The following is a 26,825-nucleotide window of genomic DNA, read 5'->3' as shown; positions in this document are numbered from 1 at the left end:
TTAGGCATTGAAAGTGGGGGGCGTCCAGGTCAGCGGATTGATCCGCCCCTGGTAGACGGGAAGTTCGACGGCGGCCTCGCCGTCCCGGAACTGGGACCAGGGACGGTTGAGGTTCTCCGTCCCGTGGGTGCGGACGTGCCCGACGGCGGCCAGGTCCAGGTCCGCTGTCAGCAGCACCGGGGCGTCGTCGGCGGCTTCCGTAATGGTGTTGCCCTCGGGGTCGACGATGATGCTGTGGCCCATGCCGGTGGGGCCGGCGCAGTTGACGCTGACTACAAACACCTGGTTCACGATGGCGTTCGCCTTGGCCAGCACCAGCTCCTGCCGGCGGTCCGGGGTGGTGGTCTTGACTACGTTGAGGATCACCTCGGCGCCCATCCACGCAAGCTGGCGGGACACCTCCGGGTACCAGGCGTCGTAGCAGATGTTCAGGCCCACCCGGCCGATCCCGGCCAGGTCCACGGTGGTGAACCGGTCGCCGGGGTCGTACGGCTCGAACGGGCGCCAGGGGAAGATCTTCCGGTAGTAGCCGGCCAGCTCCCCCTCCGGCGAGAGGACCAGCTGGGTGTTGAACAGCTGGCCTTCCGGGCCGCGCTCGCAGACGCTGCCCGGCACCAACCAGATGCCCAGGTCCGCGGCGAGCTCCTTCAGCTCCTTGACGCGCGGGCCGTCCAGCGGCTCGGCCGAATCCTGCAGCGCCTCGGTGCGCTGCCGGTCCGGGTTCCCGTCGCCGAACAGATGAAGCTCCGGGAAGACCACCAGTTTGCTGCCCGGCTTGGTCTCCAGGGCTGCCGTGACCTCGTCCGCGAAGGCCGAGACGGGTTCGCCGATCAGCCGGGGCCGGGCCTGGGCAGCGATGAGGGGAAGGATGCGTTGCATGGGTTTGTCTCCGCGTTGGGGTGTGATCTGCACTATATTAGATCAGAATGATCTAATTATGGGAAGGGGCCGCGGGTGGGCCGTAGAGTAGCGGGTATGACCCGTCAGTTGGAGGACACCTCCTCCCCCGCCGGCGCTTCCCCCATCGGCGCCGGAGCCCTGGCCGGAATCGACCGCCGCAGCGCCATCGACGCCGTCCGGCTGCGCATCGGCATGGCCATTTCGCTGGGGCTCCTGAAGCCCGGCGAACGCCTGCCGGACCAGGAGGACGTGGCGCTGGGCCTCTCTGTCAGCCCGATCACCGCCCGCCGCGCGCTGGCGAGCCTCGCGGACCAGGGCGTGGTGGTGCGCCGCCGCGGCCGGGCCGGCGGAACGTTCGTGGCGGACGATCCGCCGCGTTCCGTGCTCGCGGAACTCACCGCGTCACCGGCCGAATCGCAGGCCGTGAACCGGCTGGTGGACCGGCGGCTGCTGTTCGAATGCGCGGTGACGCACTACGCGGCGGTCAACGCAACGGCCGAGCAGCTCGACGAACTGGAGCGTCTGACCCGCGAGATGGCGGATTCCACGGACTGGTCGGCGTACCACCTGGCGGACGAGCAGTTCCACCAGTTGGTGGGCACGGCGTCCTGCCTGGGGACCGCCGTCGGGGTTTACCACGAGACGCTGGCCGAGCTGTATGCCTACTTCATCCCCTACCCCATCGAGCTGCTGCACAAGTCCAACTGCGACCACATCGACCTGGTGGCGGCGCTGCGCGCCGGCGACGTGGGGACCGCCGTCGAAATTTCACGCAAACACGTGGACATCCTGCACCGGACCATGTTCATGGGGCTGGCCGACGGCGGCTCGGGGCCTGCGCCCGCGTAATCAGCCTCCCTTAGCCTGGGTCTTTTTGGCCTGCCGTGACGTCCACCCCTGCCGGTGGAGCCGTTCAAAGCCGTCCAGGAGCAGGTCGAGCGCAAATTCAAACTCGAACTGGTCGTCGCAGCCATGCCCCACCACGGATCCTTCGTCATGGCTCGCGGCGGTGGCCACCTGAAGGATGTTCGGGTAGCGTGCCGCCATCTCCTGGAAGACCGCAGCCTGCGCCTCGGGTGACATCTCAACGCTGCCTCCCCCGCCGGGGCCGGCAGAGTCATCGAACAGCTCCTGGGTGAAGCCCCAGATGCGGCTGCCCATGGCGTGCATGACGTGGTGCGTGAGGTCCACCGTGAAGCCGCCGGCCAGGAACATGGCGATGAAGGAGTCCATGTACCCGAGGACGGCAGGGGTCTGGTTGGTCCGTGATTCCAGAACCTGCCGCGCCCACCGGTGGCGTTGGAGCACGGCCCTGGCCGACAGCACCCTCAGCCTGACCGCGTTCTTCCAGTCTTCGCCGCCCGCCGCCGGGTCGATCCCAGCCGGGTCAATCTCGGAGATGATCGCCTCGACCATGCCGTCGAGGAGCTCCTCCTTGTTGGCGACATGCTTGTAGAGCGCCATCGGCACGACGCCCAGTTCCTGCCCGAGCCTGCGCATGCTGAGCTCGTCGATGCCGGCCTCGTCCGCCAGCGCGACGGCAGCCTGCAGCACGCGCTGCCGGTTCAGCCGCGCGCGCCGCTGCCCTTCAATCCGCTGGGTCACAGACCATCCTTTCGCTGATTCCAATCTAGGGCATTGACAGGTGTACTGCGTACACCTAACCTCTTTTCCATAAGGTGTACGCCGTACACCAATGGGTAACGAGGAGCTTCCCATGAAGGCACAGCAAGCAGGGACGGATCTCAGCCGGCATCCGGCCCGGACGGACCGCCACGGTCACTCAGGCGTCACCATGATGGCAGCCACCTACCAGCGCTTCGGCCAGTCCGAGGTGGTGCGCCTTGAAGAAATCCCCAAGCCGGCACCGCGTCCGGACGAGGTCCTCATCAAAGTCCACGCCAGCACGCTCAGCGCGGCCGACCACCGTGCCAGAAGCCGCTCCGTTCCCGCGGGCCTGGAAATCCTGACAGCCCTCGGACTTGGCATCTTCCGCCCACGGCACAGGGTTTTGGGAATGGACGTCGCCGGCGTGGTCGAGGCCATCGGCTCGGACGTGAACAGGTTTGGCGTCGGTGACGAGGTGGTCGCCATGCTCGGGGCCAAGTTCGGCGGCCACGCCGAATACGTGACGGTGGCCCAGGACGCAGCCATCACGGCCAAACCACGCAACATGGATTTCGAGGAGGCCGTCACGCTCGTTTTCGGCGGCCTCACCGCCCGCGGTTTTCTGGCCCGTGCCGATATCAAGCCCGGTGACTCCGTACTCATCAACGGCGCCTCCGGCGCGGTGGGCACGGCCGCAGTGCAGCTGGCCAAGAACCTCGGAGCCCATGTCACGGCCGTCTGCAGCAACGGAAACCGGGACCTGGTGACCTCGCTGGGCGCAGACCGGGTGATCGACTACACCGCCGAGGACTTCACCGCCGGCGACCGCACCTACGACGTGATCATGGACTGCGTGGGCAACGCCCCCTTCAGCCGGGTATCCGGCAGCCTGAACCCGGGCGGGAAACTGCTCCTCGTCGTCGCCGATCTGAAAGGGATACTCCGGGCGCCCGCCAACAGCCGCAGAAGCGGAAAACTCGTCACCGTCGGCGACCTGAAGCTCAGGTACACCACCGAAGACCTGGCTTCGCTGGTCCGCCTCGCGGAGGCGGGCCGCTACAGGGCCGTCGTCGACCGCACCTACGCCCTTCCCAAGATCGTCCGGGCGCACCGCTTTGTGGACATCGGACGCAAACGGGGAAACGTCGTCGTCCGCATCGCCGGCGAGTAGAAGGTTCCAGTGAACGCCACCAGAGCTGCCTCCGCACACCTTCCCGGTCAGACCGGCAACGCCCGGTCCGGCTCCCGACGACGACGGCGGTACGGCTGGCTGGTGCCCGCCGGCCTGATCCTCCTCACCCTCATCCCTGTGCTCGCCGGAGCGGCGCGCCTCACCGAACTGACCGGCGGCGCCACCATCACGCCGCGGAACGAGAGGTTCTTCACCTCCCCTGTCCCGGTTATCACGCACACCGTCAGCGCCACGGTCTACGCCCTCCTGGGAGCTTTCCAGTTCAGCCCTTCCCTTCGGCTGGGCAGGCGCAGCTGGCACCGGGCAGCAGGACGCGTCCTGCTACCCGCCGGCTTCCTGGTGGCTCTGTCCGGGCTGTGGATGGCGCTGTTCTACAAACTTCCAGCCAGCGACGGGCTCCTCCTGCTCATCCTGCGGCTGCTCTTCGGCAGCGCCATGCTGGTGAGCCTGATTCTCGGAGTTCTTGCCATCGGCCGGAGGGACTTCGTCAAACACGGCGCCTGGATGACCCGCGCTTACGCCATAGGAATCGCCGCCGGAACCCAGGCCATGATCCTCATCATCCCCGAGCTCCTGACGGGGCCGCCTGATGTGACAACCCGGGCCCTCCTCATGGGGGCTGCCTGGATGATCAACCTGGCCGTGGCCGAATACGTCATCCGCCGCCGGTCTCGGTCCGCCTCAGGCTAAGTCCCGGCCACTGTTGCAGCCCGATAAGTGGGAGTAGGATCCGGCCACAGTCATGACGCGCAAAGGTCGGGCATTGCGATGAAGCGAGCTGTGAAGCACTGCATGATTCTGGTGGCAGCCAGCCTTCTGGCTCTTTGCGCGAGCGGGGCCGCGAACCCGGCCGAGCCGCCGCCGGGCGCCGCTGGAAGCACAAGCCAGAGCATGGCTTCGCCGGTGAGCGGGTATCCGTTCCCGGGAGACGCCAACAACAGGGCCCTGCTGAACACCCTGGTCCGGAAGGCGCCGTCGGGCCCTGCCTTCGATGAGTCCGCGTTCGAATACCCCGTGCTCGATGAGCACGGGTGCACCACCCGCGAGCGCGTCCTCATCGCGTTCGCCAGCGACCAGACATTGGCGTCGCCCTGCACGGTTCTCCATCCCCAGTGGGTCTCCGTTTGGGACCGCAATGTCCTGGTGGAGCCCGACGACGTGGACGTCGTCCACCTCGTCCCACTGGAGGAAGCCTGGCACTCGGGTGCCTGGGCATGGACCGCGAAGCAGCGCCGGGACTTCGCGAACGATCTGTCCAATGGCCTGGCGTTGAGGGTCCTGACAGCCAGCACGAATGCCGAGCGTGGATCGTCAGACCCGGCCCGCTGGCTGCCGCCCTATGACGGTGGCAACTGCAACTACGCCGCCGAATGGGTATGGGTCAAGGCCCGGTGGAACCTCACGATAGATCCCGCCGAATACGAGACGCTAAAGACGCTCATAGACACAACAGACGCGGGTACCTGCGGCGAGAAGCCGGCCGGCGTTCCGCCGCTCGGACTCAGCCCCGGAGTGGGCCCGGCGTCGATCATCGGCGGCATCGGGGCTCCGTCCGGCACGCTCTACAGCCTCATCCGGGTGCGGGCATACAACGCGGGCCACCGGGTGGTGCGGGAAACCCGGGTGCGGCCCGAGGGCTTCTACGAACTAACAGGCCTGCCGCCGGGCGGCTACACGGTCAAGTTCCTCGGCGGCACCAGCGGCACGTCCGACCAGTGGTACAGCGAGCAGGGACCGGGCGGGCCGCCCACGGTGGTCACCGTCAACGCCGGAAGCATTGCCAGCGGCATCACGGTCGCGATGATCGCCGCTCCCGGCTCGGGAGGTCCCGTTCATGCAGTTCCTGTTCAGGGTGCCGACGGCGGTGCTGCCGCCGACTAACGCCGTCGGACTGCCGCCGTCGTCAGGGGACAGCACGACGACGGCGGCTGACCCCTTTCCCGGCCGGACCCCGGGGCGGATCATTAGCTATGGCTACGGGGACAGTGCCCTTCGACTTCAGCGGCAACGGGGCGACACCGGCGCACCCTGACGCGGTGCGGCCGCCGGACCACGTAGTGGTCTTCGTGCACGGCATGGGGAAGGCGCTGAAGGGCGGCACGCTTCAGGAGTGGGCGCAGCCGCTCATGCAGAGCCTGTTCGACCTCGCGGTCGACGTCGCCGGAGACAACGAGGACCCGCCGCTCACCATCGATCAGGCCCACGCCGTGGGCGAGGCGCCTGAAGTCGTGGTCAGCGTTCTGCGCGACTACACCAGCGACCGGCAGCCGGACTACGTCCGCATTCTCATGACCGAGGCCTCCTGGGGATCCGACTTCACGCCGGCCAACGCAACATCCACCTACTGGTGGGCGTTCGCCACCGCCTGGCTCGTGTACGACCGGTTCCTGGAACTGGTCTTCTGGAACCTCTACCCCGGCGGGCGCAATCCGCGCAGCCTGAAGTGGCTGGCGAAACGGCTCATCCAGGTGGGCCTGTACGCGGCCGTTGCGGTAGTGGGCATCTTCCTGCTGGCCGCCGCGCTGCTGGTGCTGCTGGTGCTCGTCATCCTGGCCCAGGTGCCCGGCGCCCGGCGGTGGCTGGGCAAGCTCGTGACGCTGTTCGCGGATTTCCTCGGCGACCCCGAGGTCTGGAAGCGCAAGCCCCTGCAGGCGGCCGCCATGCGGCAGCGGGTGAGCGACACGCTGCTGCGCTGGGACCACGCATCCGGCGTCGATGTGACCGTCGTGGCGCACAGCCAGGGTGCTGCCATCTCCGGGCAGCTGCTCTTCCAGAACGCGGGCAGGGCCCGGGCAACCAACTTCGTCAGCGTCGGCAGCGGCCTGAGCCTGCTGGGCTACGCCGAATGGGGCGGCCGCAGCGAGGACCCGGTGGCCGACTGGCTCGCCAACGCACCCGGGACCCGGTGGATCAACGTGTGGGGAAAGTTCGACTTCGTTCCCGCAGGCCCCATCGGCACCAAGGCGCTGGGCGACGACCCGGTTTTCCGGAAGATCTACGACCGGAAGAGCCCCGGCAGCGGCGGTCCCGGCCCGGAGGAACATCCTGTCTACAACCGGTCCGCCCTGATCAAGGACCACATCACGTATTCGAAGAACCGCATCGAGGTGATCGACCCGCTCGCTTCGCTGGTCCTGCTTCCCGCCAGGCCACAGGGAGAAGTCCAGTTCGGGCCCGATCCCGGCGACAGGCGCCTCCGGCCGCACCGGGTCATGGTCAAAAGCCTCGGCGTGACCAGGCTCCTTGGCGCTCTTACGGGCTTGCTGGCGGCCCCCGCCGTCCTGTCCTGGCTGGGGGCCTCGCCGTGGGCAAGAGCGCTCGTGCAGTGCGGGCCTCCCGGCGCGGGCCTTGATCCGTGGTGGTCGTCGTGGCTGTGCTCAGGGGGCCGCTATGACTGGACGCCCGCCCCGTCGCCGGACTGGTGGATATTGGGCCTCGTGTCGCTGTTGCTTGCCGGTGCGCTGATCAGCTTTCTCAACGGTCCCGTCTGGGGAATTCTTCACGGCCTGCTGGAGCGCCGCCGCCGGCCGCCGCGCCGGCGGATCGACGACAGGGCCGCCCACCTTCGTGGACTGCTGGAGCGGGTGCGGGGGCGGCAAGTCACGGAGAACACGGACGAGCGGGTCGGCCGGGATGCCGGTAATCCCTGGGTGAAGGTTGCCGCTTACCTGGTCACGGCTTTCGTCCTTGCCGTCGTGGTTCCCGTCTTGGTTCTTCGGCCCACTCCCTTCTGGCTCGCCGTGTATGCACTGTCCGCGGCGCTGTGGGTATTTTGCTTTACCGGCACCGGAATCAGGCCGCTGGCGGCACGATTCGGCTTCCGGGAAGAACGCCCGACGGCGGGCGGCCGGACAGTGGACAACGCCCGGGAGGGCGCAGCCCCCGCACCGTCCGCCGAACAGCTACGGCCTCAGACGAACCCGTGACGGCCGACGGCGGTGCTGCCGCCGGATTACCGGAGCCGGGTCCAGTTAACCCGGGGCTACTTCCGCTGCGTCTGAGTGCCGGCGGACCTGGCCAGCGGGATGAAGACGGCCAGCGCGAGGACCTGGGTGGCCACGGTGAAAATGATGAGCCCCATTCTCGACTCCGCATAGAGTGCTCCGATGATGGTGGACCCCGCCAGCCAGGCCAGGCCGTAAATGGCGGTGAAGATGCCGTAGCCGGTGCCGCGCCTGGCGGCGGGGACGAGGTCGGCCACCGCTGCGCGAAGCGTGGATTCGTGGAAGCCCAGGGCCGCGCCCCAGACCACGGCACCTGCCCATACCAGGCCGGGTTCAATGGCGAACGACAGGAACGGCACGGCCGCGGTCAGCGGCAGGACAATCAGCAGGCCGCGCAGCCCCACCCGGTCATACAGCAGCCCTGACCCCAGGGCCGCGAGCGCGGCTGCTCCCATGGAGACGGCGTAGCTCACCGGGATCAGCGCCGACGGCAGGACCTTCTGGACTTCGAGGTGGTACGAAATGACGCCGAACGTGGAAAACCCGAACATCGACGCGGCCGTAAACGCGCTGTACCACCAGAACCTGGCCGGCAGCGGTGCCCGTGTTTTCTGTCCGTCCGCCCCACGGGGGTGGGCCCGCGCTGCATGGTGGTCATAATGTTCCGGTGCCGGGACCGCCCGGCGGACCAGGAGGACGGAAGCCAGCGCGAGCGCCCCCGGGATGGCAAGGATCCCGAACCCCAGCTGGTAGCCGGAGACGCCGACCGCCAGCCCGACGAGCAGCGGACCCACCAGGGCACCGGACTGGTCGAGGGCCTCGTGGATGGCGAAGGCTTTGCCGCGTCCCATTTCCGACCCCGCGTGGGACAGCATGGTGTCCCGGGCAGGCGTGCGGACAGCCTTGCCGAAGCGCTCGGTGATGACCAGGGCGGCCGCCTGCCACAGCGAGTTGGCCAGCGCCAGCAGCGGCACGGCGACGATGGTCAGGGCGTACCCGGCGATGGTCAGGGGCCAGTACCTGCGGGTCCGGTCGGCCAAAGGGCCCGTCCCCAACCGCAGGACCAGGGCGACGGCTTCCCCGATTCCGGTGATAAAGCCGACCATGACGGCTGTGGCACCGAGGGTGGCCAGGTAGGGTCCGGTGATGGCGCGGGCGCCTTCGTAGACGACGTCGGCGAGCATGCTCACCACGCCGAAGGCCAACACAAACCCCATCGGCCCGAGCCTGTTCCGGCGGGCATTCACCGATCTGCCTACAGGATCTTCCTCAGTCGCCATCGGCTGTCAGTCTAGCTTCGAGCACACCGGCCCGGCGCGCGTTCACGCGCCGGGAACCGCTGTTTCTCCCTGCACACGCGCGGTTTTCAGGAGTAGGCTGTGGTCGTCGGCAGGTATCCTGCGACTCCTGCCGCGAGACCGGTTCTCCACCTGAAGAGCCGGTAGCCAGCGTGAAAGGGAGACAAATGACTACCGCTTCACATCCCGCCCACCACCACGCTTTGGGGTTGTCCCTTCACAACACCGCCATGGGTCTGGGCGCGGTTTTCCTGCTGGTTGGCGTCCTCGGGTTCATCCCGGGAATCACCACCAACTACGGCGCCATGAGCTTTGCCGGACATGACTCCGGCGCCATGCTGCTTGGCGTGTTCCAAGTGTCCGTGCTGCACAACATCGTCCATTTGCTGTTCGGCGCGGCCGGCATTGCGATGGCCCGGACTGACCGGATGGCCCGGAACTTCCTGCTTGGCGGCGGCATCGTGTACGTGCTGCTGTGGATCTACGGCCTGGTCATCAACATGGACGGGGCAGCAAACTTTGTCCCGTTCAACACTGCCGATAACTGGCTGCACCTGATCCTCGGCGTCGCCATGGTCGGCCTGGGCCTCTGGCTCGGCAGGGATGCGATGGATAGGACGACGAGGGGAACCGCCACTCCGTAGCGCCACTCACGGTTCGCGAAACCAACGACGGCGGCCGTCCCCGGGCAGGAAATCTGCCTTGGGGACGGCCTTCGTCATCATGAAAAGCGCGATCCTGCCTGCGAGGATCGCTTTCGGTCCAGCCAACGGTCAAAGGAGATCATGATGCTGGGAGAACAAATCGGGGAACTGAACGGCCAGACCATCAGTACGCGTGTTCTGGAAGACACCGGGCGCGGTCCGCGCACCGAAGTGACCGACCATCAGGTCGGCACGCTCTGCGGCGCGCAGGTTGACGTTACGGTCACCTACGTCGGCACCATTCGTCCCACCGGCACAGTGGCCGGCAACGGAAACGGTTTTGTGGTCACGGCAAGCGGCCAGACAGCAACCTTCACCGGCCACGGTGTGGGAAGTTTCACCGGTCCGGGCCAGCTCAGCTGGCGGGGTGCGTTGTTCTACGAAACCACGTCAGACGAACTGAGCCGCCTCAACGGGATCGCCGTCCTGTTCGAGTACCAGGTGGCCGACGGAAAATCCGAGGGCCGCCTTTTCGAGTGGAAGTAGCGCCGCGCACTCATTTTGGCGGGACGGGACGGCAGGCGCCATCGTTGCTCCGGCGCATTGCGCTTGGAATACTGCGTGCATGCCTTCCCTTCCCCCCACCTTCGCTGAGGACGTCCTCAGCCAGCCGCTGCGCATCCAGTTCGACGCCTTCCTCGATGAGCACCGCACAAGGCTCAATGCCTGCCTCGACGGGCTGACAGAAGAACAGGCACGCCGGTCCCTGGTGCCCTCCCGCACAACACTCCTGGGCCTGGTCAAGCACGCGACGTTGGTTGAGAAGGTCTGGTTCGACGAAGCCATCACCTGCCGCTCCCGCGCGGACATCGGCATCCCGGCAACTCCGGACGAGTCATTCATCCTCGAGGACCAGGACACGGTCGCCGGCATCCAGGCAGCCCACCGCGACGCCTGCGAGGCATCGCGCCGGGCGGCGGCCCCACTGAACCTCGACGATTTGGTCCACGGCAACCGGCGCGGCCCGCTCCCGCTGCGCTGGGTGTACCTGCACATGCTGCGCGAACTGGCGCAGCATTGCGGGCACGCGGACATCCTCCGCGAGCAGATCCTCAGCAGCTGACAGCGGGCAGCAATTGAGCTAAGGGCGGCCCGTATGGGCGGCGTTTTTTGTCAGGCGGGCACGCCGGCGAAACGCTTGATAACGGAGTCGAAGGTGCGGTCGGGCAGGACCCTGCTGAGCCAGATCATCGGGGTCGCCCCGATGCCGACGCTGTAGCGGGTGCGCGGCCTGCGGGCCGTGGCCGCCTTCGTGATGGCGCGGCCCACGACCTCGGGCGGCGAAGCCAGCCGGTATCCCGGCTCGGAGCTCGCGGCGAGCGTCCTGGTCATTGCCTCCGCCTGCATGCGGTAGGCGCCCTGGCCGGAGGTGGCCCGCAGATTGTCGGCGGCGATGGCACCCCACTCGGTGCGGATCCCGCCCGGTTCAATGAGGACGACGGCGATGCCGAACGGCTCGAGCTCCAGGCGCATCGCATCACTGAGGCCCTCGACCGCGTACTTACTGGCGTGGTACCAGGAGCCCAGCGGTGTCGCGAAGCGGCCGCCCATGGAGCTGATGTTGATGATCCTGCCGCTCCCCTTGGTCCGCATGTACGGCAGCACCAGCTGCGTCAGCCGGGCCAGGCCGAGCACGTTGACGTCGAGCTGGGCCTGCGCCTCGGTGAGGGGTACTTCTTCCAGGGAGCCGTAGGAGCCGTAGCCGGCGTTGTTCACGAGGACATCGATGCGCCCCTCGTCCGCGATGATGCGCTCGACGGCGGCGCGTGCCGACTCTTCATCCGTGACGTCGAGGGCGATCGTCCGAATGCCGGCCTGCTCGAGGGCGGCCATCCTGTCAGTCCGCCGCGCCGCGGCGTACACCGTGAAACCGGCGTCCCTGAGGTCGCGGGCGGCGACCTCTCCGATGCCGGAGGAGCCGCCGGTGACCAGTGCAACCTTCTTGTCCATGTCGGGGTTTTCCATTCTCTCGTTCTGGTTCCGTCAATTAAAGAACCGCTGGTCTCTAATATAAGAGACCGACAGTCTTTAGTCAAGAGACCTCTGGTCTGTAAAATGGATCCATGAGTACTTTCCAGCGCGCCAGAAGCGAGGACCAGCGGGAGGCGAGGCGCGGAGCCATCCTGGAGACGGCGGCCTCGATGCTTGCCGAGATGCCGGTCTCCGCGGTCAGCCTGAACGAGCTCAGCCGCCGCGTCGGGCTGGCGAAGTCGAATGTGCTGCGCTATTTCGATTCCCGCGAGGCGGTGCTGCTCGACCTACTCATCCAGCTCGCACAGGACTTTTTCACCCGGATCGGGAAACAGCTGCCCGACGTCGTCGAAGCGGGCGCTTCGGTCCGGGCCAGGGCCGAAGGCGTCGCCACGGCACTGGCGACCGAGCTCGCGGCGCGCCCGCTGCTGTGCGAGCTGCTGAGCGTCCAGGCAGGCGTCCTCGAGCACAACGTCTCCGCGGAGACGGTCGCGAAGTACAAGCGGAGCGGCTACGAAAGCCTGGCCGGATTCACCGCCGCACTCCGCCAGGCCCTCCCCGAGCTCAGCGAGGAGGATGCAGCAGAAGCAACGAGAACCATCACGCTGTTCGCCGGCGCCCTCTGGACCCATGCCCACCCACCCCAGGCCGTCCAGGACGCCTACGCCGCGGACCCGTCCCTCATATTTTTGCCCGCCGGCTTCGCCTCGTCCCTGGAGCGGACAATCAGCATCGTCCTCATGGGGCTGCTGGCCGACTGACCAACACCCTCAGCCGCCCGACCTGAGGGTGGAGTTTTTGTACAGCTGTCGCGGGTTGGAGGCCCTTTTGCGGCCATTATCTGTACAAAAACTCCACCTTCCCCCGACCGCTACAACCCGCCGTCGCTATAAGTAGTCACCGGCATGTTCGCGCGCGATTTCGAGCAGGGTGGACTGGAAAGCCACCTCAGCCGGGGCGTACACCTTGTCCTGACGCTGGGCCAGCAATACCCGCCGCAAGGGCGCCTCGGAGCCGAGGCTGATGACCCGGACGTCGGGGTGCTGCAGGGCGACGGCGGTCTTCGGCACCATGGCCACGCCCATCCCGACGCTGACCATCGCCTGGGCCTCCTGGTAGTCGTTGGCGAGGAAGCCGATGGTTGGTTCAAACCCGGCCGCATGGGCCGATCGCTGCAGCACCTCCACCACGGGATGGGCCTCGGCCCGCACGATCCACGATTCCTTGCGGAGCTCCTCCATGCGGATCTCCTCACGGTCAGCAAGCGGATGCCCGCGGGACACCAACAGGACGGTGCCTTCCTGGAAGACCTCCGTGATCCGGATGGAATCGTCCTCGAAGCGGTTCCAGGGGTAGTCCCAGAGCAGGCACAGCCCGGTAACCCCGGACTGCAGGTCCCCCACAAGCTCATCGAAGCGCGCGCTCCGCAGGGACAGGCCAATGGCCGGGTACCTCTTTTTGAAGGCCCGGATAACGAGCGGCATGAACGATCCGGCGAGGGTCGGAAACGTCCCGACGGTCAGGGAGCCGCGCTTGAGTCCGGCGATCTGGTCCAGGTCCGACTGGGCGGCCCGCATCTGCGCAACGATCTTGCGGGCGTGGCCGGCGAGCACCTGGCCCGCCTCGGTGGGGACCACGCCGCGGGATCGGCGGTTGAGGAGAGGCTGGCCGACTTCCTGCTCAAGCTTTCGCAGCTGCTGGGAAACAGCCGACGGCGTGTACAGCATCAGCTCGGCAGCAGCAGTGATGGATCCTTGCTCGACGACCTCCACCAGCAATGCCAGCCGCCGGATATCAAATAAATCTTGGCTTTCATCCTTAAGCACTTGTTTACCCTTCTCCTGCTTTGGTTCATTCTATGCAGGCGGTCCATCGTCCGCGGAAGTCACCGGGCGATTTGGGCGGTTCAGCCGCGCACAAGCATGCCGCTTACCCTTTCAAATACAATGAATAAAGAATCACTACATAGTCCATCAGAAATCCAACATTGTCTTCATTTGTGATCTGGCTCATTCTCGAATCAAGGCCCTCGCACATCACCTGGGCAGTCGAGAAGCAAGGACGGACCATGAAGATCGAAGCGGAGTGGATGCGCGGAGGCACCAGCAAATGCTGGGTCTTCGAAACCGGGCAGTTGGGTGAGACGGGAACCAGCCCGGATGTACTCCTGCCCCGGCTGTTCGGCAGCCCCGACCACCGGCAGATCGACGGCGTTGGCGGGGCGACGTCCACCACCAGCAAGGCGATGATCCTTCACCGTCCCGCCGGCGACGATGTCGACGTCGAATTCACCTTCGCCCAGGTGGGCATTGAAGAGGCCGCAGTGGACTGGGGCAGCAACTGCGGCAACTGCTCCGCCGTGGTGGGTCTCTACGCGATCGAAAAGGGCTGGGTGGTTCCGACCGGCGACGTTACGCGGATCATGACCCGCAACACCAACACCGGCCAGATCATCATCCAGCGCGTGTCCACTCCCTCCGGAGCCCTGCCAATCGTGCCCGAAGCAGAAATGCCGGGTGTGCCGTTCCCCGGGTACCGCGTGGGCCTGGGCTTCCAGGACCCGGCCGGCAAGACCACCGGCAAGCTGCTTCCCACCGGATCCGCCTCGGACACGATCACCGCCGGCGGAACCCGCTGGACCGTCTCCATGGTCGACGCCGGGGCACCAGTGGTAATGCTGCGCGCAGAGGAGCTGGGCCTTGACCCCGAGCGCTATGACACCTGGTTCGCCGGGGTGGAGCTGCAACTGGAGACGCTGGAACACATCCGCCGACAGGCAGCCGTCCGCATGGGGCTCGCAGCGACCCCGAGCGAAGCGGCCCGGGCCGTCCCCAAGGTGGCAATCGTGGCTTCACCGGCCCAGGCCGACCCGGACAGCGACATCAGCGTCATGATGCTCTCGATGGGCAAGCCCCACCCCGCGCTCGCCATCACCGGCAGCATCGCACTGACCCTCGCCGCCCGCACCCCGGGCACCGTGCTTAACGACATCACCGGCAGCACGATTCGCCCCACCCTGCGGCTGCGGACACCGGCCGGGGTCATCGAAACCTGGAGCGAGGAACGGGACGGATCGCTGCTCGTCGGCGTCGACCGGACAGCCCGCACCCTCGCGTCCACCACCATCCACCTCCCCGAGGCCCTCGGCAGCGCCGTCGACGCCTCCTTCGCCAGCGCCACCAACTGACCAGCGCCACTCAATGAGGAGACAGCACCATGACTAAGACCGCAGAACAAACTGCACCCCTGGATACCGACGCCCGCGACGACCGCTCCCTGCGTCCGAACCGCCGTCGCCGTATCCTGCTGATGACGGTAGTCGCCACCGCTATTCTGGGTCTGGCCGCCCTCCTGTTCGGGGGTGTCCTCTTCAGCCCCGCGGCCGCCTCGGAAGGGGAGCCGACCATGACCGCCACCCAGATCATCCCGCTCGTCATCCTCGTGGTGATGTTCGTCGTCGCCACCAAATGGCCGCTGAACATCGGCGTCATGGGGCTGGTGGCCTCCTTCGGCGTCGGCTACTTCATGCTCGGCATGACCGACAAGCAAATCCTTGAGGAGTTTCCGGCCAGCATCGTCCTGACGATCATCGGCGTCACCTACTTCTTCAGCATGGCCCAGCGGAACGGGTCCATCGACATCATCGTCCAGACCTGCGTCCGCCTGGTCAGGGGCAAGACCATGCTCCTGCCCTGGGTGTTCTTTCTCATGGCCGCCGCGCTGACAGCACTGGGCACCTTCTCCCCCGCCGCCGTCGCACTCCTGGCCCCGGCTGCCCTGGGACTCGCCTACGAATCCCGCATCCACCCGGTCCTGATGGGCGCCTTCGTCATCAACGGCGCCCACGCCGGCGGCTTCTCCCCGCTCTCCGTCGCCGGCGTGCTGGTGCACGACATCTCGGTGAAAAACGGCTTCCCCATCGAGCAGGGCGCGCTGTTCACGGCCAGCTTCGCCCTCAATTTCATCCTTTCAGCCCTGACCATCGTGCTGTTCGCCCTCTTCGGCAAGCTGCGCGACCAGCACGCCAACGAGTACGCCGGCCTCGACACGCCCCGCACCGGACGCCCCCACGGCCAGCAGATCTTCACGCTCGCCCTGATCGCGGTGATCCTGGTGTGCACCTTGGGCTTCCACATGCCCATCGGGTTCGTCGCCCTCTCCGCCGGCCTCCTGCTGGCGTTCGTCAACATCAAGGAACATAAGTCGTTCATCGGCGGTGTGTCCTGGTCCACCGTCCTGCTGGTGGCCGGCATGATCACCTACGTTTCCCTGCTCCAGCACGTCGGCGTCATCGACACCCTCGCCGAGCAGGCCCTCGCCCTCGGCGCACCGCTCCTGATCGCCCTCGTGCTCTGCTACGTCATCGGCGTCGGCTCTGCCTTCGCTTCTTCCACGGCCTTGCTGACCGCCTTCATTCCCATGGCCGGCCCGCTGCTGGCCACCAGTTCACTGAGCGCCTCCGGAACCGTCGCTGCACTGGCCATCGCGGCCACCGTCGTGGACGTCTCCCCCTTCTCCACCGACGGTGCGCTCGTCGTCGCCAACGCCCGGGACAACGACCGCCAGCGCGTCTACAAGCAGCTGATGATGTACGCCGGAGGAGTGGTCCTCGTAGCCCCCGCACTGGCCTGGGCAGTGCTGGTACCCACCGGCATCATGTAATTCAGCCGAGGCAGAACTGCTGCCCGTCGGCGCCCGCCGACTGGCAGGCCCGCCGGATCCAGATCCGGCAAGCGGACGGAACGAACCTGCACTCCATCGCAACAGGCAGCCCGAAAGCCGGGCCGCAGGAACGGACCCGTGCGCACAAAAGGCAGGGCGGCTCAGCCGCCCTGCCTTTTGCTTGCCACGAAGCAGTGCCCCCGGCCAGCGAGTGCCGCCGTCGTCAATCAACGGCGAGTGCCGCCGTCGTCAATTTATAAAGCCCGACGGCGGGGCGGCACCGGGCGCTGCCGTCAGGCCTTCCGCCTTCCCTCGCCAACGCCGTCGCGCGCCGAGTCGCGGTGGAGGTCGCGGTCCAGCCCGTGGCCGTCGGCGAGCTGCGCGAGCAGAAGCCCAAGCTGCGCCGCCTGTTCGCCGGAAAGGGGCGCCAGAAGCTCCGCTTCATGCTGCTCGGCGATGCCGCGCAGTTCACGCAGCACCCGCTGGCCTGCGTCGGTGAGGTGGAGTTCGTAGTTCCGCCGGTCGGTGCTGCTGCGGACCCTTTCCACCAGCCCGCGGCCCTGGAGCGAGTCGATGAGGGATACCACCCGGCTGGGAACGGCCCCGAGCCTGTCCGCGAGGGAGCGCTGGCTTAGTCCCGGCGCGCGGCCCAGCAGGCGGATGACACCGGCATCGCCCGGCGTGAGGCCGATCTCGCGCGTGCGGTCGGCAAAACGGGACGACGCCACGGCACCCAGCTGCGACAGGAGAAAGGCTGTCCGTTTCGGCTGGCCGGGCGTGGCTGAGTTCATGGATCCAGAATACATCCTTGACAGAATAATTCTGTAGGTGAACCATTTTAGTAGTGATGCAATTGCGGTCCGGCCGTGAGGGGCCGGACCGGAGCAGGCGATCCAGAGCAGAAGGGTTCAGCCATGAGCAACATTTCGATCCCGAATGAACGGCACCAGACCCGTTCCGGCGGTCCGCACCCGGGCGTTCTGGCCATCGTCAGCCTGGCAATTTTCCTTGCGGCCCTCATCACCTCCGCGCTCCTGACGCGTGGCCAAACGTTCGTTTCCCCTTTCGCGCCCGCCGACCAGGTGGCCGCGTTCTTCCGGCAGAACATTGCCGCCGCGAGAGTGGGCGGCATGCTCCGCTTCGGCTCGGCCGTGCCGCTGGGGATCTACGCGGCCACCGTCTACGCCAGGCAGCTCCGGCTCGGGGTGCGCGTTCCCGGGCCGGCGATCGGCTTCTTCGGCGGCATCAGCGCGGCCATCTTCCTCATGTTCTCGGGTTGCCTGACCTGGCTGCTGAGCCGGCCCGAGATCACCACGGACGCCACGCTCACGCAGGCGCTCTCCTTCCTCGTGTTCATCACGGGAGGCGTCGGCTTCGTCGTCGGACTCGGCCTGCTCGTGGCGGGGCTCGCCGTCCCGTCGCTGATCCTGCGGTTCATGCCGCGATGGCTGGCCTGGGCCGGCCTGGTCATCGCCGCCCTGTCCGAACTGAGCTTCCTGTCGATGGCGGTGGAGCCGCTGCAGTTCCTCCTGCCGGTCGGCCGCTTCGGCGGGCTCCTCTGGCTGATCGCCGCCGGCTTCCTGCTGCCACGCAACCGGGCCGCAGCCAACCAGGAGCCGCGGACGCAGGGGACGGAAAGGCGATGACGACGGCGGAGCGCGCCTTGGCCTGACAGAAGAGGGAGCGCGGCCTGCGCAGGTGCCCCTCCCGGCCCCCGGCAGCGCGAACGTACAGTTGTGGCCCCTCAGCAGGGTCGGCGCGGGGCCACAACTGTACGTTCGCGCTCCGCGGTCCGGTTCCCTTGTGGGCCTATCGGGGCAGCAGTACGATCCCCTCACCTGATGGTTCCGTGGAAGTGGGCAACGATGCTCGAGACCGCACGCAACACCCGGACGGACAGCCGCCGCGACCTGGTCACCGAACTCCTGGGGCTGTGGCTGGTGCTGGCCGTTTTCCTCGACGGCTGGGCGCACATCAACCTGCCCAGCCTGGAGACGTTCTTCACGCCGTGGCACGCGGCCCTCTACTCCGGCATGCTGGCCACGGCGGCGTGGACCGCCGCCGTGATCTGGCGCAACCGGACGCCCGGGCAGCCGCTGCTGCAGGCGATCCCACCGGGCTACCGCGGCACCGCGGCGGGGGTCATCCTGTTCGGCACCGCCGGCGGCCTCGACCTGCTGTGGCACGAGCTCCTGGGCATCGAGGTCTCGCTGGACGCGCTGGTCAGCCCGACGCACCTGCTCCTCGGCTTCAGCCAGTTCCTCATCCTCGGCACCGCCGTCCGGAGCGCCCGCGCGGCCGGCAAGTCCGGCGGACTGAAGCACGCCGGGAACCAGGGCCTGACCCCGGCGGCGATTTTCGCCGTCGTCCTCATGACCGGGCTGGGGGCGTTCTTCCTGGTCTACTGCTCCGCGTTCGTCCGGCCGGGGCCGACGGCCGTGTTCGTGCCGGCGCCGGTGGGCACGCCCGGGCGGATCCAGTCTGAGCTGCCGGTGGTCATCACCCTGGCGAGCTACTTCCTGACCACCGCGCTGATCATCGCGCCGTTCCTCTTCACGCTCTCCGCTGCCCGGCGCCCGGCCCGCGGGATCATCACCCTGCTGGTGGTGGCGGCAGCCTGGCTGCCGGTGGTGATGGTGGGCCTGCACCCTTATTCGATTTCCGGTGCCGCAGGGGCGACCATTGCCGCCGTCGTGGCCGACATCCTGCTGACCCGCATTCCGGACAGTTGGCTGGCGCGGCGGCTGCCCGCGGTCACGGCCGGCATCGCGGCGCTGCTGTGGACGGGCCAGCTGGTGGCGTTCGCGGTGACGGACGCGATCCGCTGGCCGGTTTCGCTGTGGCTGGGCGCCGTGGTGCTGAGCGCGGCCGTGGCGGCGGGACTTGCGCTGCTCAGTTCATGGGCGCCGGGGCGCTCCGCTCCAAGCGCCGCCGGTACCGCCGTCGGAAGATCCTGAGACACTTCCCGACGGCGAGCAGCTCAGTCCGTGAGTTTCGACGGCAGGTCCGCTTCCGGACCGGCTTCGCCACCCATGGCGGCCACCAGCCGTTCCCGCGCCCGGCCCAGGTGTTCGTCCAGGAGCTGCGCCGCGTCGTCGCCCCTCCCGGCCTCGATCAGTTCGAGGAGCCGCTGGTGCTCAGCCTGGATGAGGTCGGTGTCCAGCAGGTGCAGCGACTGGACCCTGGACATGCAGAGTCGCACCTCCCCCACCAGCGACAGGTACATCTTGCTGATGCGCTCGTTGCCCAGCGCGTCCACCAGGCTCGTGTGGAAACGCATGTCCGGCTCCACCACATCAAGGGGCGCGCCGGTCTTCAGGGCTGCGATGTCATTGTTGGCACGCACCGCTTCCTCGGGGACGGTCTTGCCGGACGCCAGCCGCCGGAGCACCTCGCTCTCGAGATAGGCGCGCGCCTTGTAGATGTCGCGCACGGACTCCGGGCCGAGGTCGGCTACGCGGGCGGTCTTGTGCACGCCCCTGACCAGCAAACCCTCGGCCACAAGCTTCTCGATGGCGGCCTTCGCCGTGGGCCGGGCAACGTCATAGGAGGAAGCGACCTCGGTCTCGGTCAGCGCATGGAGCGCCGGGAGCTCACCCGAAAAGACCCGCGCGCGGATGTCCGAGGCGATCGCCTCGACGATCGATACAGCTGAAACACGGCTCACGGCTCTCCGCTTCTACACGTCGCTCTACGGGTGGCTCCCTTCATTTTGCCAGACAAGCCACCAAAGTAGTCTTGACCGACTTGTGTACTTGTTAGACAATCGAAGGGCGCCACGGAGCTGTGACGCCTCACACATTCTGGAGACCTCATGTTTCAGCAGATCCTCGACCCCATTGGCGGGTCACTCTTGCTCTCGGCCCTTTGTGCCGCGCTTCCGCTCGTCCTGCTCTTCGTTCTTCTCGGCGTCTTCCGGGTCAAGGCACCCAAAGCCGCCATCGCCAGCCTGCTGGTCTCGCTCCTTCTGGCAGTGATCGGCTGGCAGATGCCACTCGGCCAGGCCCTGAGCGCCACCGCGGCCGGCATCTTCTACGGCCTCTTCCCCATTCTCTGGATCCTGGCCAACGCCCTGTGGATCTACAAACTGACAGTCGCCACCCCGTGGTTCGAGGCGCTCGGCCGCACCATCCGCTCCATCTCCGACGACCTGCGCATCCTCTCGATCCTCATCGCCTTCTGCTTCGGAGCCTTGCTGGAATCCCTCGCCGGCTTCGGCGCTCCGGTGGCGATCTCCGCGGCCATGCTCATGGCCGCCGGCATGAAACCGCTAAAATCGGCGGTCGTGTCGCTGCTGGCCAACACCGCACCCGTCGCCTTCGGCGCCATGGCAGCCCCCATCATTGCGCTCAACGGCGTCACCGGCCTGCCGCTGCACGACCTCTCCTCGATGGCCGGGCGGCAGACGCCCTTCATCGCCCTGCTCGTGCCCCTCCTCCTCGTTTTCATCGTGGACGGACGCCGCGGAGTGAAGCAGGCGTGGCCCGTGGCCCTGGTGGCCGGCACCGCCTTCGCCGTGTCCCAGTTCGTCACCTCCAACTACTTCGCCGTCGAACTGACGGACGTGGTGGCCGCCGTCGTCACCGTGGCCGCGGTCCTGGTGATGCTGCGGTTCTGGAAGCCGAAGGAAACCATCGGCATGGCGGGCGGCGTGGAGTCCGACGCCGAGGAAGCAATTCCAGCCAACGTTCGCCGAGGCGCCGTGGCCGCCGGGACAGGTACGACGGCGGTCTCCCGCACTTCCGGTTCCGCCGCCGCTTCCAGTGCCGCCGCCGGCGGCAACGCGAGTGACGGCAGCACCGCCCCGGCCAACAACACCCGCCCCGAACCGCGCCACATCTGGATGGCCATCGCCCCGTACCTGATCATCATCACCGTGTTCTCCATCGCCCAGGTCCCGGCGGTCAAGGCCTGGCTGAACCAGGTGGGCACCGTGACGTTCCACTGGCCGGGCCTGGACATCACCGACTCCGCCGGCAAGCCCGTGGCCGCCACCAAGTTCAAGCTCGACCACCTCAAGGCCACCGGCACGCTGCTGCTGTTCTCCGGCCTCATCACCATGACCCTCTACCGGATCACGGCCGGCCAGGGCTGGCGGATCTACCGCGAGACCCTGGTGCAGCTCCGCTGGACCATCGTCACCGTCACCTCCGTACTGGCCCTCTCCTTCGTGATGAACCTGTCCGGGCAGACCACCACGCTGGGATTCGCACTGGCATCCGCCGGCGGCTTCTTCGCCGTGCTCTCCCCGCTGATCGGCTGGATCGGCGTGGCCCTGACCGGTTCCGACACCTCCTCCAATTCCCTGTTCGGCCAGATGCAGGCCACCGCGGCCCAGCAGACCGGACTGTCCCCCGTCCTGATGGCGGCCTCCAACTCCTCCGCCGGCGTCATGGGCAAGATGCTCTCGCTGCAGAACCTCGCCGTGGCCTCCGCCGCCGTCGGCCTGGACGGTTCCGAGGGGACCCTGTTCCGTAAACTGATCGGATGGAGCGTTGGGCTGCTGGCCCTCATCACCGTCCTGATCCTCCTGCAGTCCACCCCCGTACTTGGCTGGATGGTTCCCTGATGACAACACTGCAACTTGCCGGACTCCGCGAGGCCGTGGCGGATCCCGCCCAGGTGAAAACCCGGCCGATCGACCTTCACGCCAACGCCCATGACGCCTCCCACTTCCTGCTCATTCCGCAGGCCGTGGTGACGGCGGGGAACGCGGACGAGGTGGGCCGCCTGCTCCGCGCCAGTGCCGCCCAGGGCGTTCCGCTGACCTTCCGCTCCGGCGGCACCAGCCTCAGCGGGCAGGCCGTGTCCGACGGCGTCCTGGTGGACGTGCGCCGCAACTTCCGGAACGTCGAGGTGCTCGACGGCGGGGCCCGGGTCCGCGTCCAGCCCGGCGTCACGGTGCGCGCGCTGAATGCCCGGCTGGCGCCCTACGGGCGGAAGTTCGGACCGGATCCCGCCAGCGAATCGGCCTGCACCGTGGGCGGGGTGGTGGCCAACAACTCGTCCGGCATGAACTGCGGCACGGTGGACAATGCGTACCGCACCCTCGAGTCCGTCACCGTGGTGCTGCCCTCCGGCACCGTGATCGACACCGGCGCCCCGGATGCCGACGAGAAACTTCGCGCCCTGGAACCTGAGCTGCACGCGGGCCTGGCGGACCTGGCCGGGCGGGTGCGCGGCAACAGCGACTCGGTGGGCAGGATCCGGCAGCAGTTCGCCATGAAGAACACCATGGGCTACGGCCTTAACTCCCTGCTGGACTTCGACTCCCCCGCGGAGATGATGGCCCACCTGATCGTCGGCAGCGAGGGCACGCTGGGTTTCGTGGCCGAGGCGGTCTTCCGCACGATTCCGCGGCTGACCCACGCGGCCACCGGACTGCTGGTGTTCCCCGACCTGCAGGCAGCCAACGAGGCCCTCCCTGCCCTGGTGGAATCCGGGGCGGCGACGGTGGAGCTCATGGACGCCCTGTCACTGAAGGTGGGCCAGACGCTTAAGGGGACACCCGCCGTCGTACAGGATCTGACGGTCCGGGATCACGCGGCTCTGCTGGTGGAATACTCCGCCGAACTGGCCGAGGGGCTGGGTGCGCTGCGGCAGCGCGGAGAGCGCATGCTCACTCACCTGGGCCTGGCCGCCCCCGCGCAGTTCACCGGCGACGCCTCCGCCCGCGCCCGGCTGTGGCACCTGCGCAAGGGGCTTTACGCCTCGGTGGCCGGAGCCCGCCCGCAGGGAACCACGGCGCTGCTGGAGGACATCGTGGTTCCGGTACCCGCGCTGGGCCGCACCTGCCGCGAGCTGGTGGGGCTGTTCGACAAGTACAGCTACGCCAACAGCGTCATCTTCGGCCACGCGAAGGACGGCAACGTCCACTTCATGCTCACCGACGGCTTCACCACGCAGCAGGAGCTGGACCGCTACAGCTCGTTCACGGAGGACATGGTGGACCTGGTCCTGGGCGAAGGCGGCTCGCTCAAGGCCGAACACGGCACCGGCCGGGTCATGGCTCCGTATGTGCGGCGGCAGTACGGCGATGAGCTGTATGGGGTGATGCGCCGGATCAAGCAGCTGTTCGACCCGTCGGGGATGCTCAATCCCGGAGTGCTGATGGACGACGACCCGCAGGCCCACCTCCGCCACATCAAGACGGCGCCGCCGGTGGCCGAGGAGGTGGACCGGTGCGTCTCGTGCGGCTACTGCGAACCGGTGTGCCCCAGCAAGGACCTGACCCTGACGCCCCGGCAGCGCATTGTCACGCTGCGCGCCATCGAACAGGCACGGCTGGACGGAGATGAGCGGCTGGCCCGGCAGCTGGAGAAGGACTACGACTACGAATCGGTGCAGACCTGCGCGGTGGACGGCATGTGCCAGACGGCATGCCCCGTGGAGATCAACACCGGCTTGCTGGTGAAACGGATCCGCCGCTCCGAGGCCGGAGCGGTGGAAAACGGCGTGTGGAACGCGGCGGCGAAGCACTGGGGCGGCGTGACACGCGGGGCTTCCCTGGCGCTGACCGTCGTGAACAAGCTTCCGGCCGCGGCGGTGGTCCCACCTAATAAGGCGGCCCGCGCGGTCCTCGGGACGGACACCGTTCCGCTGTACTCGGCGGAACTTCCGGGCGGCGGTTCCGCCCGGAAACGTCCGACGCCGGATGGCGCGCCGGACGCTGTCTACTTCCCGGCGTGCGTGGGGACGATGTTCGGGCCTGCCGGGTCTGATTCCGGCGGCGCCGGCGAGGGCGCTGCCGGCGGTGCCGCGGGCAGCGGCGTTCAGTACAGCTTTGAACAGCTTTGCCAGCGGGCAGGGGTAACCCTCCTGGTGCCGGACGGCATCGACGGGCTGTGCTGCGGAACCCCCTGGTCCTCCAAGGGCATGGTCGCGGGCCAGGCCACCATGCGGGAGAAAACCCTGGCGGCGCTGCGGCAGGCCACCCGCGACGGGGAACTCCCGATCGTCTGCGACGCGTCCTCGTGCACGGAGGGCCTGCGCCAGGCGGTGGAATCCGACGAGCCGATGCCTGGCCAGCGTGAGCTGCGGATCGTGGATGCCGTGGACTTTGCCGCCCAGCACATCCTGCCCAAACTTCCGGACCACCAGAAGCTCGAGTCCCTGGCGCTGCACCCCACCTGCTCCTCCACCCGGATGGGCATCAACAATTCGCTGAACGCCGTTGCACAGGCAGTGGCCGAGCGGGTGGAGGTTCCGGACAACTGGGGCTGCTGCGCGTTCGCCGGGGACCGCGGCATGCTGCATCCCGAGCTCACGGCCTCCGCCACCGCGAAGCAGGGCAGGGAGGTTGCGGAGATGGGCGCGTCCGCGCACGCGTCCTGCAACCGCACCTGCGAACTGGGCATGACCCGGGCCACCGGCAAGGACTACCGACACGTGCTGGAGCTGCTGGAGGAGATGACGCGGAGCTGACGTGTTGACGTGTGCAGGGCGGCCCGGTCAGACCGCCGGCGCGGGCGTACTCCCGGGACGGCCGATCCTAAAATGAGGCATGGACTTCTGGGACATCGTGTGGACGGTGGCCGGAGCCGGGCTGATTCTGCTGATGCTCGTCGACGTCTTCCACACACTGCTCTACCCGCACGGCTCCGGCCCGGTGTGCAGGACCATCATGCACGGATGCTGGAGTCTCTCCAGGCTATCCAGGAGAGGCGTCTCGTCGATCGCGGCGCCCATGGCCATGGCTGCCGTCATCATCGCCTGGGCAGCGATGGCCATCCTGGGCTGGGCGCTGCTCTACCTGCCGCATCTGCTGGACGGCTTCATCTACGCTGCTGGAGTCCCCCGCCAGGCAGATTTCGCGGAAGCGGTCTACATCTCGATGGTCACTCTTTCCACCGTCGGGTTCGGGGACATAGCGGCGGGCTATCCGCTGCTGAGGCTGGTCCTGGCCGCCCAGGCGGTCACAGGCTTCGGTTTGCTGACCGCCACGGTCTCCTGGATCCTGCAGATGTATCCGGCCCTGAACCGCCGTCGGGCTCTGGCGCATCAACTGAACCTGTTCAGGGAGGCGGCAACTCCGGGTGACCCGTTCTCGATGGGTCCCAGCCACGCCGCCGGATTGCTCGAATCGCTGGCCAGCAGCGTCGCCGCCGTCAGCATCGATCTGCTGGCCTTCCACGAAACGTACTATTTCCTGGAGGTCGACCAGCGGGGCTCCCTGCCGGCCACGGTGACGTACGCACAGGAACTCGCATCCGAAGCCAAGACCAGCGACCACCCCGATCTTCAGTTTGCCGGGAGGATGCTGGAGGCCGCTTTGGAGGACCTGGCCAAGGTTCTGCGCGGCAGGTTCGGCCACGCCGGAACGACGTCGGCCGAGGTGCTCGAACACTATTCCACGCACCACAGGCACCGCCGGGCTGGTGGCGCGGGCACGGGTTAGCGGGCGCTGCGCCGCCAGTTAGCCATCCCGCAATATGCCGTTCACCGGCCCACCCCGGCGGGTTAATTACTCACCAGTAACGTGGCGAGCTCTTGATAAGACCTATCTTCGAGAGGCTCCCCCAATGAGCACGACCCGTACCCGAGGCATCCTCACGGCCGCCGCCGCCGTCATCCTGGCCGCATCCGCCATCGGCGGCACCGCCGTCGCCCAAGCCGCCGGCAACCAAGACGCGGGCAGCACAGCCGGCTCCGGTGACCACCACGTGACTGACGCCGCCCTGGCCGACGCGTTCACCGGCGTCGACCGCACCACGAACTGGACCCGGACGTCCACGCTGAAGCTGAACTTCCCCACGTACCACACCGAGGGAATCGCCTACAGCCGGGACCACATCTTCCTCTCGGCCGTCCAGATCATCGAACCGACCAAGAAGTTCGCCGCGCCGCAGGACGGCTTCGACCGCACACCCGGCAAGGGCATCGGCCACCTGTTCGTCATGGACAAGGCCGGCAACCTGCAAAAGGACATCGTCCTGGGCGAGGCGGACATGTACCACCCCGGCGGCATCGACTTCGACGGCACCAACGTCTGGGTGCCCGTCGCGCAGTACCGGCCCAACAGCAGCGCCATCATCTACCGCGTCGACGCCAACACCCTTGAGGTGCACAAGCAGTTCGAGGTCAAGGACCACTTCGGCGGCATCGTGCTGGACAAGCAGACCGGCCACCTGGTGGGCAACACCTGGGGCTCCCGGCGGTTCGCGGAATGGGACCTGCAGGGCAGGCAGCTCGCCACCTGGCAGAACCCGAACTTCTTCATCGACTACCAGGACTGCCAGTATGTGCCCAACTCCAAAATGCTCTGCGCCGGCGTCACCAACCTCCCGCAAACCCCCGCCGCCGGCGGCACCACGGCAACCTATGAGCTCGGCGGCATGGCCATGATCGACCTCAAATCCCGCAGCGTGATCCGCGACGTGCCGTTCCAGCAGTGGTCCACCGCCGGGCACGTGGCCACCCGCAACCCGTTCAAGATGACCGCGGCCGGCAACCACCTCACCATGACGGTGGCCCCGGACAACGGCGAAGAGGGCAACGGCACCGAGATCCTCACCTACGAAGCCGACGTCACCCCTGCCAAGTAACG

24 protein-coding genes are annotated in these 26,825 nt (G+C 67.4%); 17 read left to right on the top strand and 7 right to left on the bottom strand.

The window, feature by feature from the left end:
• The gene (locus ACFRAH_RS02930) at positions 1-879 is read right to left on the bottom strand and encodes a carbon-nitrogen hydrolase family protein (RefSeq protein ID WP_377989415.1); all 879 of its coding nucleotides are present in this window, start codon (positions 877-879) and stop codon (positions 1-3) included.
• Between the two features lie 96 nt (positions 880-975).
• Here ACFRAH_RS02930 and ACFRAH_RS02925 point away from each other — a divergent pair, with 96 nt between their 5' ends.
• A complete protein-coding gene (locus tag ACFRAH_RS02925) occupies positions 976-1,749 on the top strand; it encodes a FadR/GntR family transcriptional regulator (protein ID WP_377989414.1) in 774 nt (257 codons plus the stop codon).
• On the opposite strand, the gene ACFRAH_RS02920 is transcribed toward ACFRAH_RS02925, so the two are convergent.
• A complete protein-coding gene (locus ACFRAH_RS02920) occupies positions 1,750-2,505 on the bottom strand; it encodes a TetR/AcrR family transcriptional regulator (RefSeq protein WP_377989413.1) in 756 nt (251 codons plus the stop codon).
• A gap of 112 nt (positions 2,506-2,617) precedes the next feature.
• Here ACFRAH_RS02920 and ACFRAH_RS02915 point away from each other — a divergent pair, with 112 nt between their 5' ends.
• The 4 genes from ACFRAH_RS02915 to ACFRAH_RS02900 all read left to right on the top strand — a co-directional run bounded on the left by ACFRAH_RS02915 (position 2,618) and on the right by ACFRAH_RS02900 (position 7,626).
• The gene (locus ACFRAH_RS02915) at positions 2,618-3,679 is read left to right on the top strand and encodes an NAD(P)-dependent alcohol dehydrogenase (protein ID WP_377989412.1); all 1,062 of its coding nucleotides are present in this window, start codon (positions 2,618-2,620) and stop codon (positions 3,677-3,679) included.
• A 9-nt stretch (positions 3,680-3,688) separates the two neighbouring features.
• Complete coding sequence (locus ACFRAH_RS02910) at positions 3,689-4,390, top strand: DUF2306 domain-containing protein (protein ID WP_377989411.1); 702 nt, start codon at positions 3,689-3,691, stop codon at positions 4,388-4,390.
• A 213-nt stretch (positions 4,391-4,603) separates the two neighbouring features.
• Positions 4,604-5,581: a DUF1524 domain-containing protein gene (locus ACFRAH_RS02905; RefSeq protein ID WP_377989410.1), complete on the top strand. Its 978-nt coding sequence runs from the start codon at positions 4,604-4,606 to the stop codon at positions 5,579-5,581.
• Positions 5,582-5,670: 89 nt separating this feature from the next.
• Positions 5,671-7,626: a hypothetical protein gene (locus ACFRAH_RS02900; RefSeq protein WP_377989409.1), complete on the top strand. Its 1,956-nt coding sequence runs from the start codon at positions 5,671-5,673 to the stop codon at positions 7,624-7,626.
• Between the two features lie 56 nt (positions 7,627-7,682).
• Here the strand turns inward: ACFRAH_RS02900 and ACFRAH_RS02895 are convergent, their stop codons facing one another.
• A complete protein-coding gene (locus ACFRAH_RS02895) occupies positions 7,683-8,861 on the bottom strand; it encodes an MFS transporter (protein ID WP_377989408.1) in 1,179 nt (392 codons plus the stop codon).
• A gap of 248 nt (positions 8,862-9,109) precedes the next feature.
• Between ACFRAH_RS02895 and ACFRAH_RS02890 the strand changes: the two genes are divergently transcribed.
• The 3 genes from ACFRAH_RS02890 (at position 9,110) to ACFRAH_RS02880 (ending at position 10,709) form a co-directional block, all read left to right on the top strand.
• Positions 9,110-9,586, top strand: coding sequence for a DUF4383 domain-containing protein (locus tag ACFRAH_RS02890; RefSeq protein WP_377989407.1), 477 nt, complete (start codon positions 9,110-9,112; stop codon positions 9,584-9,586).
• Positions 9,587-9,727: 141 nt separating this feature from the next.
• Entirely contained in the window at positions 9,728-10,132 is a 405-nt protein-coding gene (locus ACFRAH_RS02885; protein ID WP_377989406.1) for a hypothetical protein, read from the top strand.
• A gap of 79 nt (positions 10,133-10,211) precedes the next feature.
• Positions 10,212-10,709: a DinB family protein gene (locus tag ACFRAH_RS02880; RefSeq protein WP_377989405.1), complete on the top strand. Its 498-nt coding sequence runs from the start codon at positions 10,212-10,214 to the stop codon at positions 10,707-10,709.
• A 50-nt stretch (positions 10,710-10,759) separates the two neighbouring features.
• Here ACFRAH_RS02880 and ACFRAH_RS02875 read toward each other — a convergent pair whose 3' ends face one another.
• Entirely contained in the window at positions 10,760-11,596 is an 837-nt protein-coding gene (locus ACFRAH_RS02875) for an oxidoreductase (protein ID WP_377989513.1), read from the bottom strand.
• A gap of 113 nt (positions 11,597-11,709) precedes the next feature.
• Here ACFRAH_RS02875 and ACFRAH_RS02870 point away from each other — a divergent pair, with 113 nt between their 5' ends.
• The gene (locus ACFRAH_RS02870; protein WP_377989404.1) at positions 11,710-12,378 is read left to right on the top strand and encodes a TetR family transcriptional regulator; all 669 of its coding nucleotides are present in this window, start codon (positions 11,710-11,712) and stop codon (positions 12,376-12,378) included.
• 126 nt (positions 12,379-12,504) lie between these two features.
• Here ACFRAH_RS02870 and ACFRAH_RS02865 read toward each other — a convergent pair whose 3' ends face one another.
• Positions 12,505-13,443, bottom strand: a complete 939-nt coding sequence (locus ACFRAH_RS02865) for a LysR substrate-binding domain-containing protein (RefSeq protein ID WP_377989403.1) — start codon at positions 13,441-13,443, stop codon at positions 12,505-12,507.
• A gap of 242 nt (positions 13,444-13,685) precedes the next feature.
• On the opposite strand from ACFRAH_RS02865, the gene ACFRAH_RS02860 reads away from it, so the two are divergent.
• Entirely contained in the window at positions 13,686-14,804 is a 1,119-nt protein-coding gene (locus ACFRAH_RS02860) for a PrpF domain-containing protein (protein WP_377989402.1), read from the top strand.
• A gap of 29 nt (positions 14,805-14,833) precedes the next feature.
• The gene (locus tag ACFRAH_RS02855) at positions 14,834-16,279 is read left to right on the top strand and encodes an SLC13 family permease (RefSeq protein ID WP_377989401.1); all 1,446 of its coding nucleotides are present in this window, start codon (positions 14,834-14,836) and stop codon (positions 16,277-16,279) included.
• 293 nt (positions 16,280-16,572) lie between these two features.
• Here ACFRAH_RS02855 and ACFRAH_RS02850 read toward each other — a convergent pair whose 3' ends face one another.
• Entirely contained in the window at positions 16,573-17,070 is a 498-nt protein-coding gene (locus ACFRAH_RS02850) for a MarR family winged helix-turn-helix transcriptional regulator (RefSeq protein ID WP_377989400.1), read from the bottom strand.
• Positions 17,071-17,193: 123 nt separating this feature from the next.
• Here ACFRAH_RS02850 and ACFRAH_RS02845 point away from each other — a divergent pair, with 123 nt between their 5' ends.
• On the top strand, positions 17,194-17,925 hold the full coding sequence (locus ACFRAH_RS02845; protein ID WP_377989399.1) for a hypothetical protein: 732 nt from the start codon (positions 17,194-17,196) through the stop codon (positions 17,923-17,925).
• Between the two features lie 195 nt (positions 17,926-18,120).
• A complete protein-coding gene (locus ACFRAH_RS02840; protein ID WP_377989398.1) occupies positions 18,121-19,236 on the top strand; it encodes a hypothetical protein in 1,116 nt (371 codons plus the stop codon).
• 23 nt (positions 19,237-19,259) lie between these two features.
• Here ACFRAH_RS02840 and ACFRAH_RS02835 read toward each other — a convergent pair whose 3' ends face one another.
• Positions 19,260-19,946, bottom strand: coding sequence for a GntR family transcriptional regulator (locus tag ACFRAH_RS02835; protein ID WP_377989397.1), 687 nt, complete (start codon positions 19,944-19,946; stop codon positions 19,260-19,262).
• A gap of 147 nt (positions 19,947-20,093) precedes the next feature.
• Here ACFRAH_RS02835 and ACFRAH_RS02830 point away from each other — a divergent pair, with 147 nt between their 5' ends.
• From ACFRAH_RS02830 to ACFRAH_RS02815, 4 genes are all read left to right on the top strand, one after another.
• Complete coding sequence (locus ACFRAH_RS02830; RefSeq protein ID WP_377989396.1) at positions 20,094-21,848, top strand: L-lactate permease; 1,755 nt, start codon at positions 20,094-20,096, stop codon at positions 21,846-21,848.
• Positions 21,848-24,703, top strand: a complete 2,856-nt coding sequence (locus tag ACFRAH_RS02825) for an FAD-binding and (Fe-S)-binding domain-containing protein (RefSeq protein WP_377989395.1) — start codon at positions 21,848-21,850, stop codon at positions 24,701-24,703. The genes ACFRAH_RS02830 and ACFRAH_RS02825 overlap by 1 nt, the downstream gene beginning before the upstream one ends.
• A 79-nt stretch (positions 24,704-24,782) precedes the next feature.
• Positions 24,783-25,676, top strand: a complete 894-nt coding sequence (locus ACFRAH_RS02820) for a potassium channel family protein (protein ID WP_377989394.1) — start codon at positions 24,783-24,785, stop codon at positions 25,674-25,676.
• A gap of 124 nt (positions 25,677-25,800) precedes the next feature.
• A complete protein-coding gene (locus ACFRAH_RS02815; protein WP_377989393.1) occupies positions 25,801-26,823 on the top strand; it encodes a DUF6454 family protein in 1,023 nt (340 codons plus the stop codon).
• The last annotated feature ends 2 nt before the right edge of the window (positions 26,824-26,825 follow it).

The sequence above is a fragment of the Arthrobacter sp. NPDC056727 genome, assembly GCF_042790555.1.
Classification (GTDB): domain Bacteria; phylum Actinomycetota; class Actinomycetes; order Actinomycetales; family Micrococcaceae; genus Arthrobacter.
This window is presented reverse-complemented; position numbering and strand designations above follow the sequence as displayed.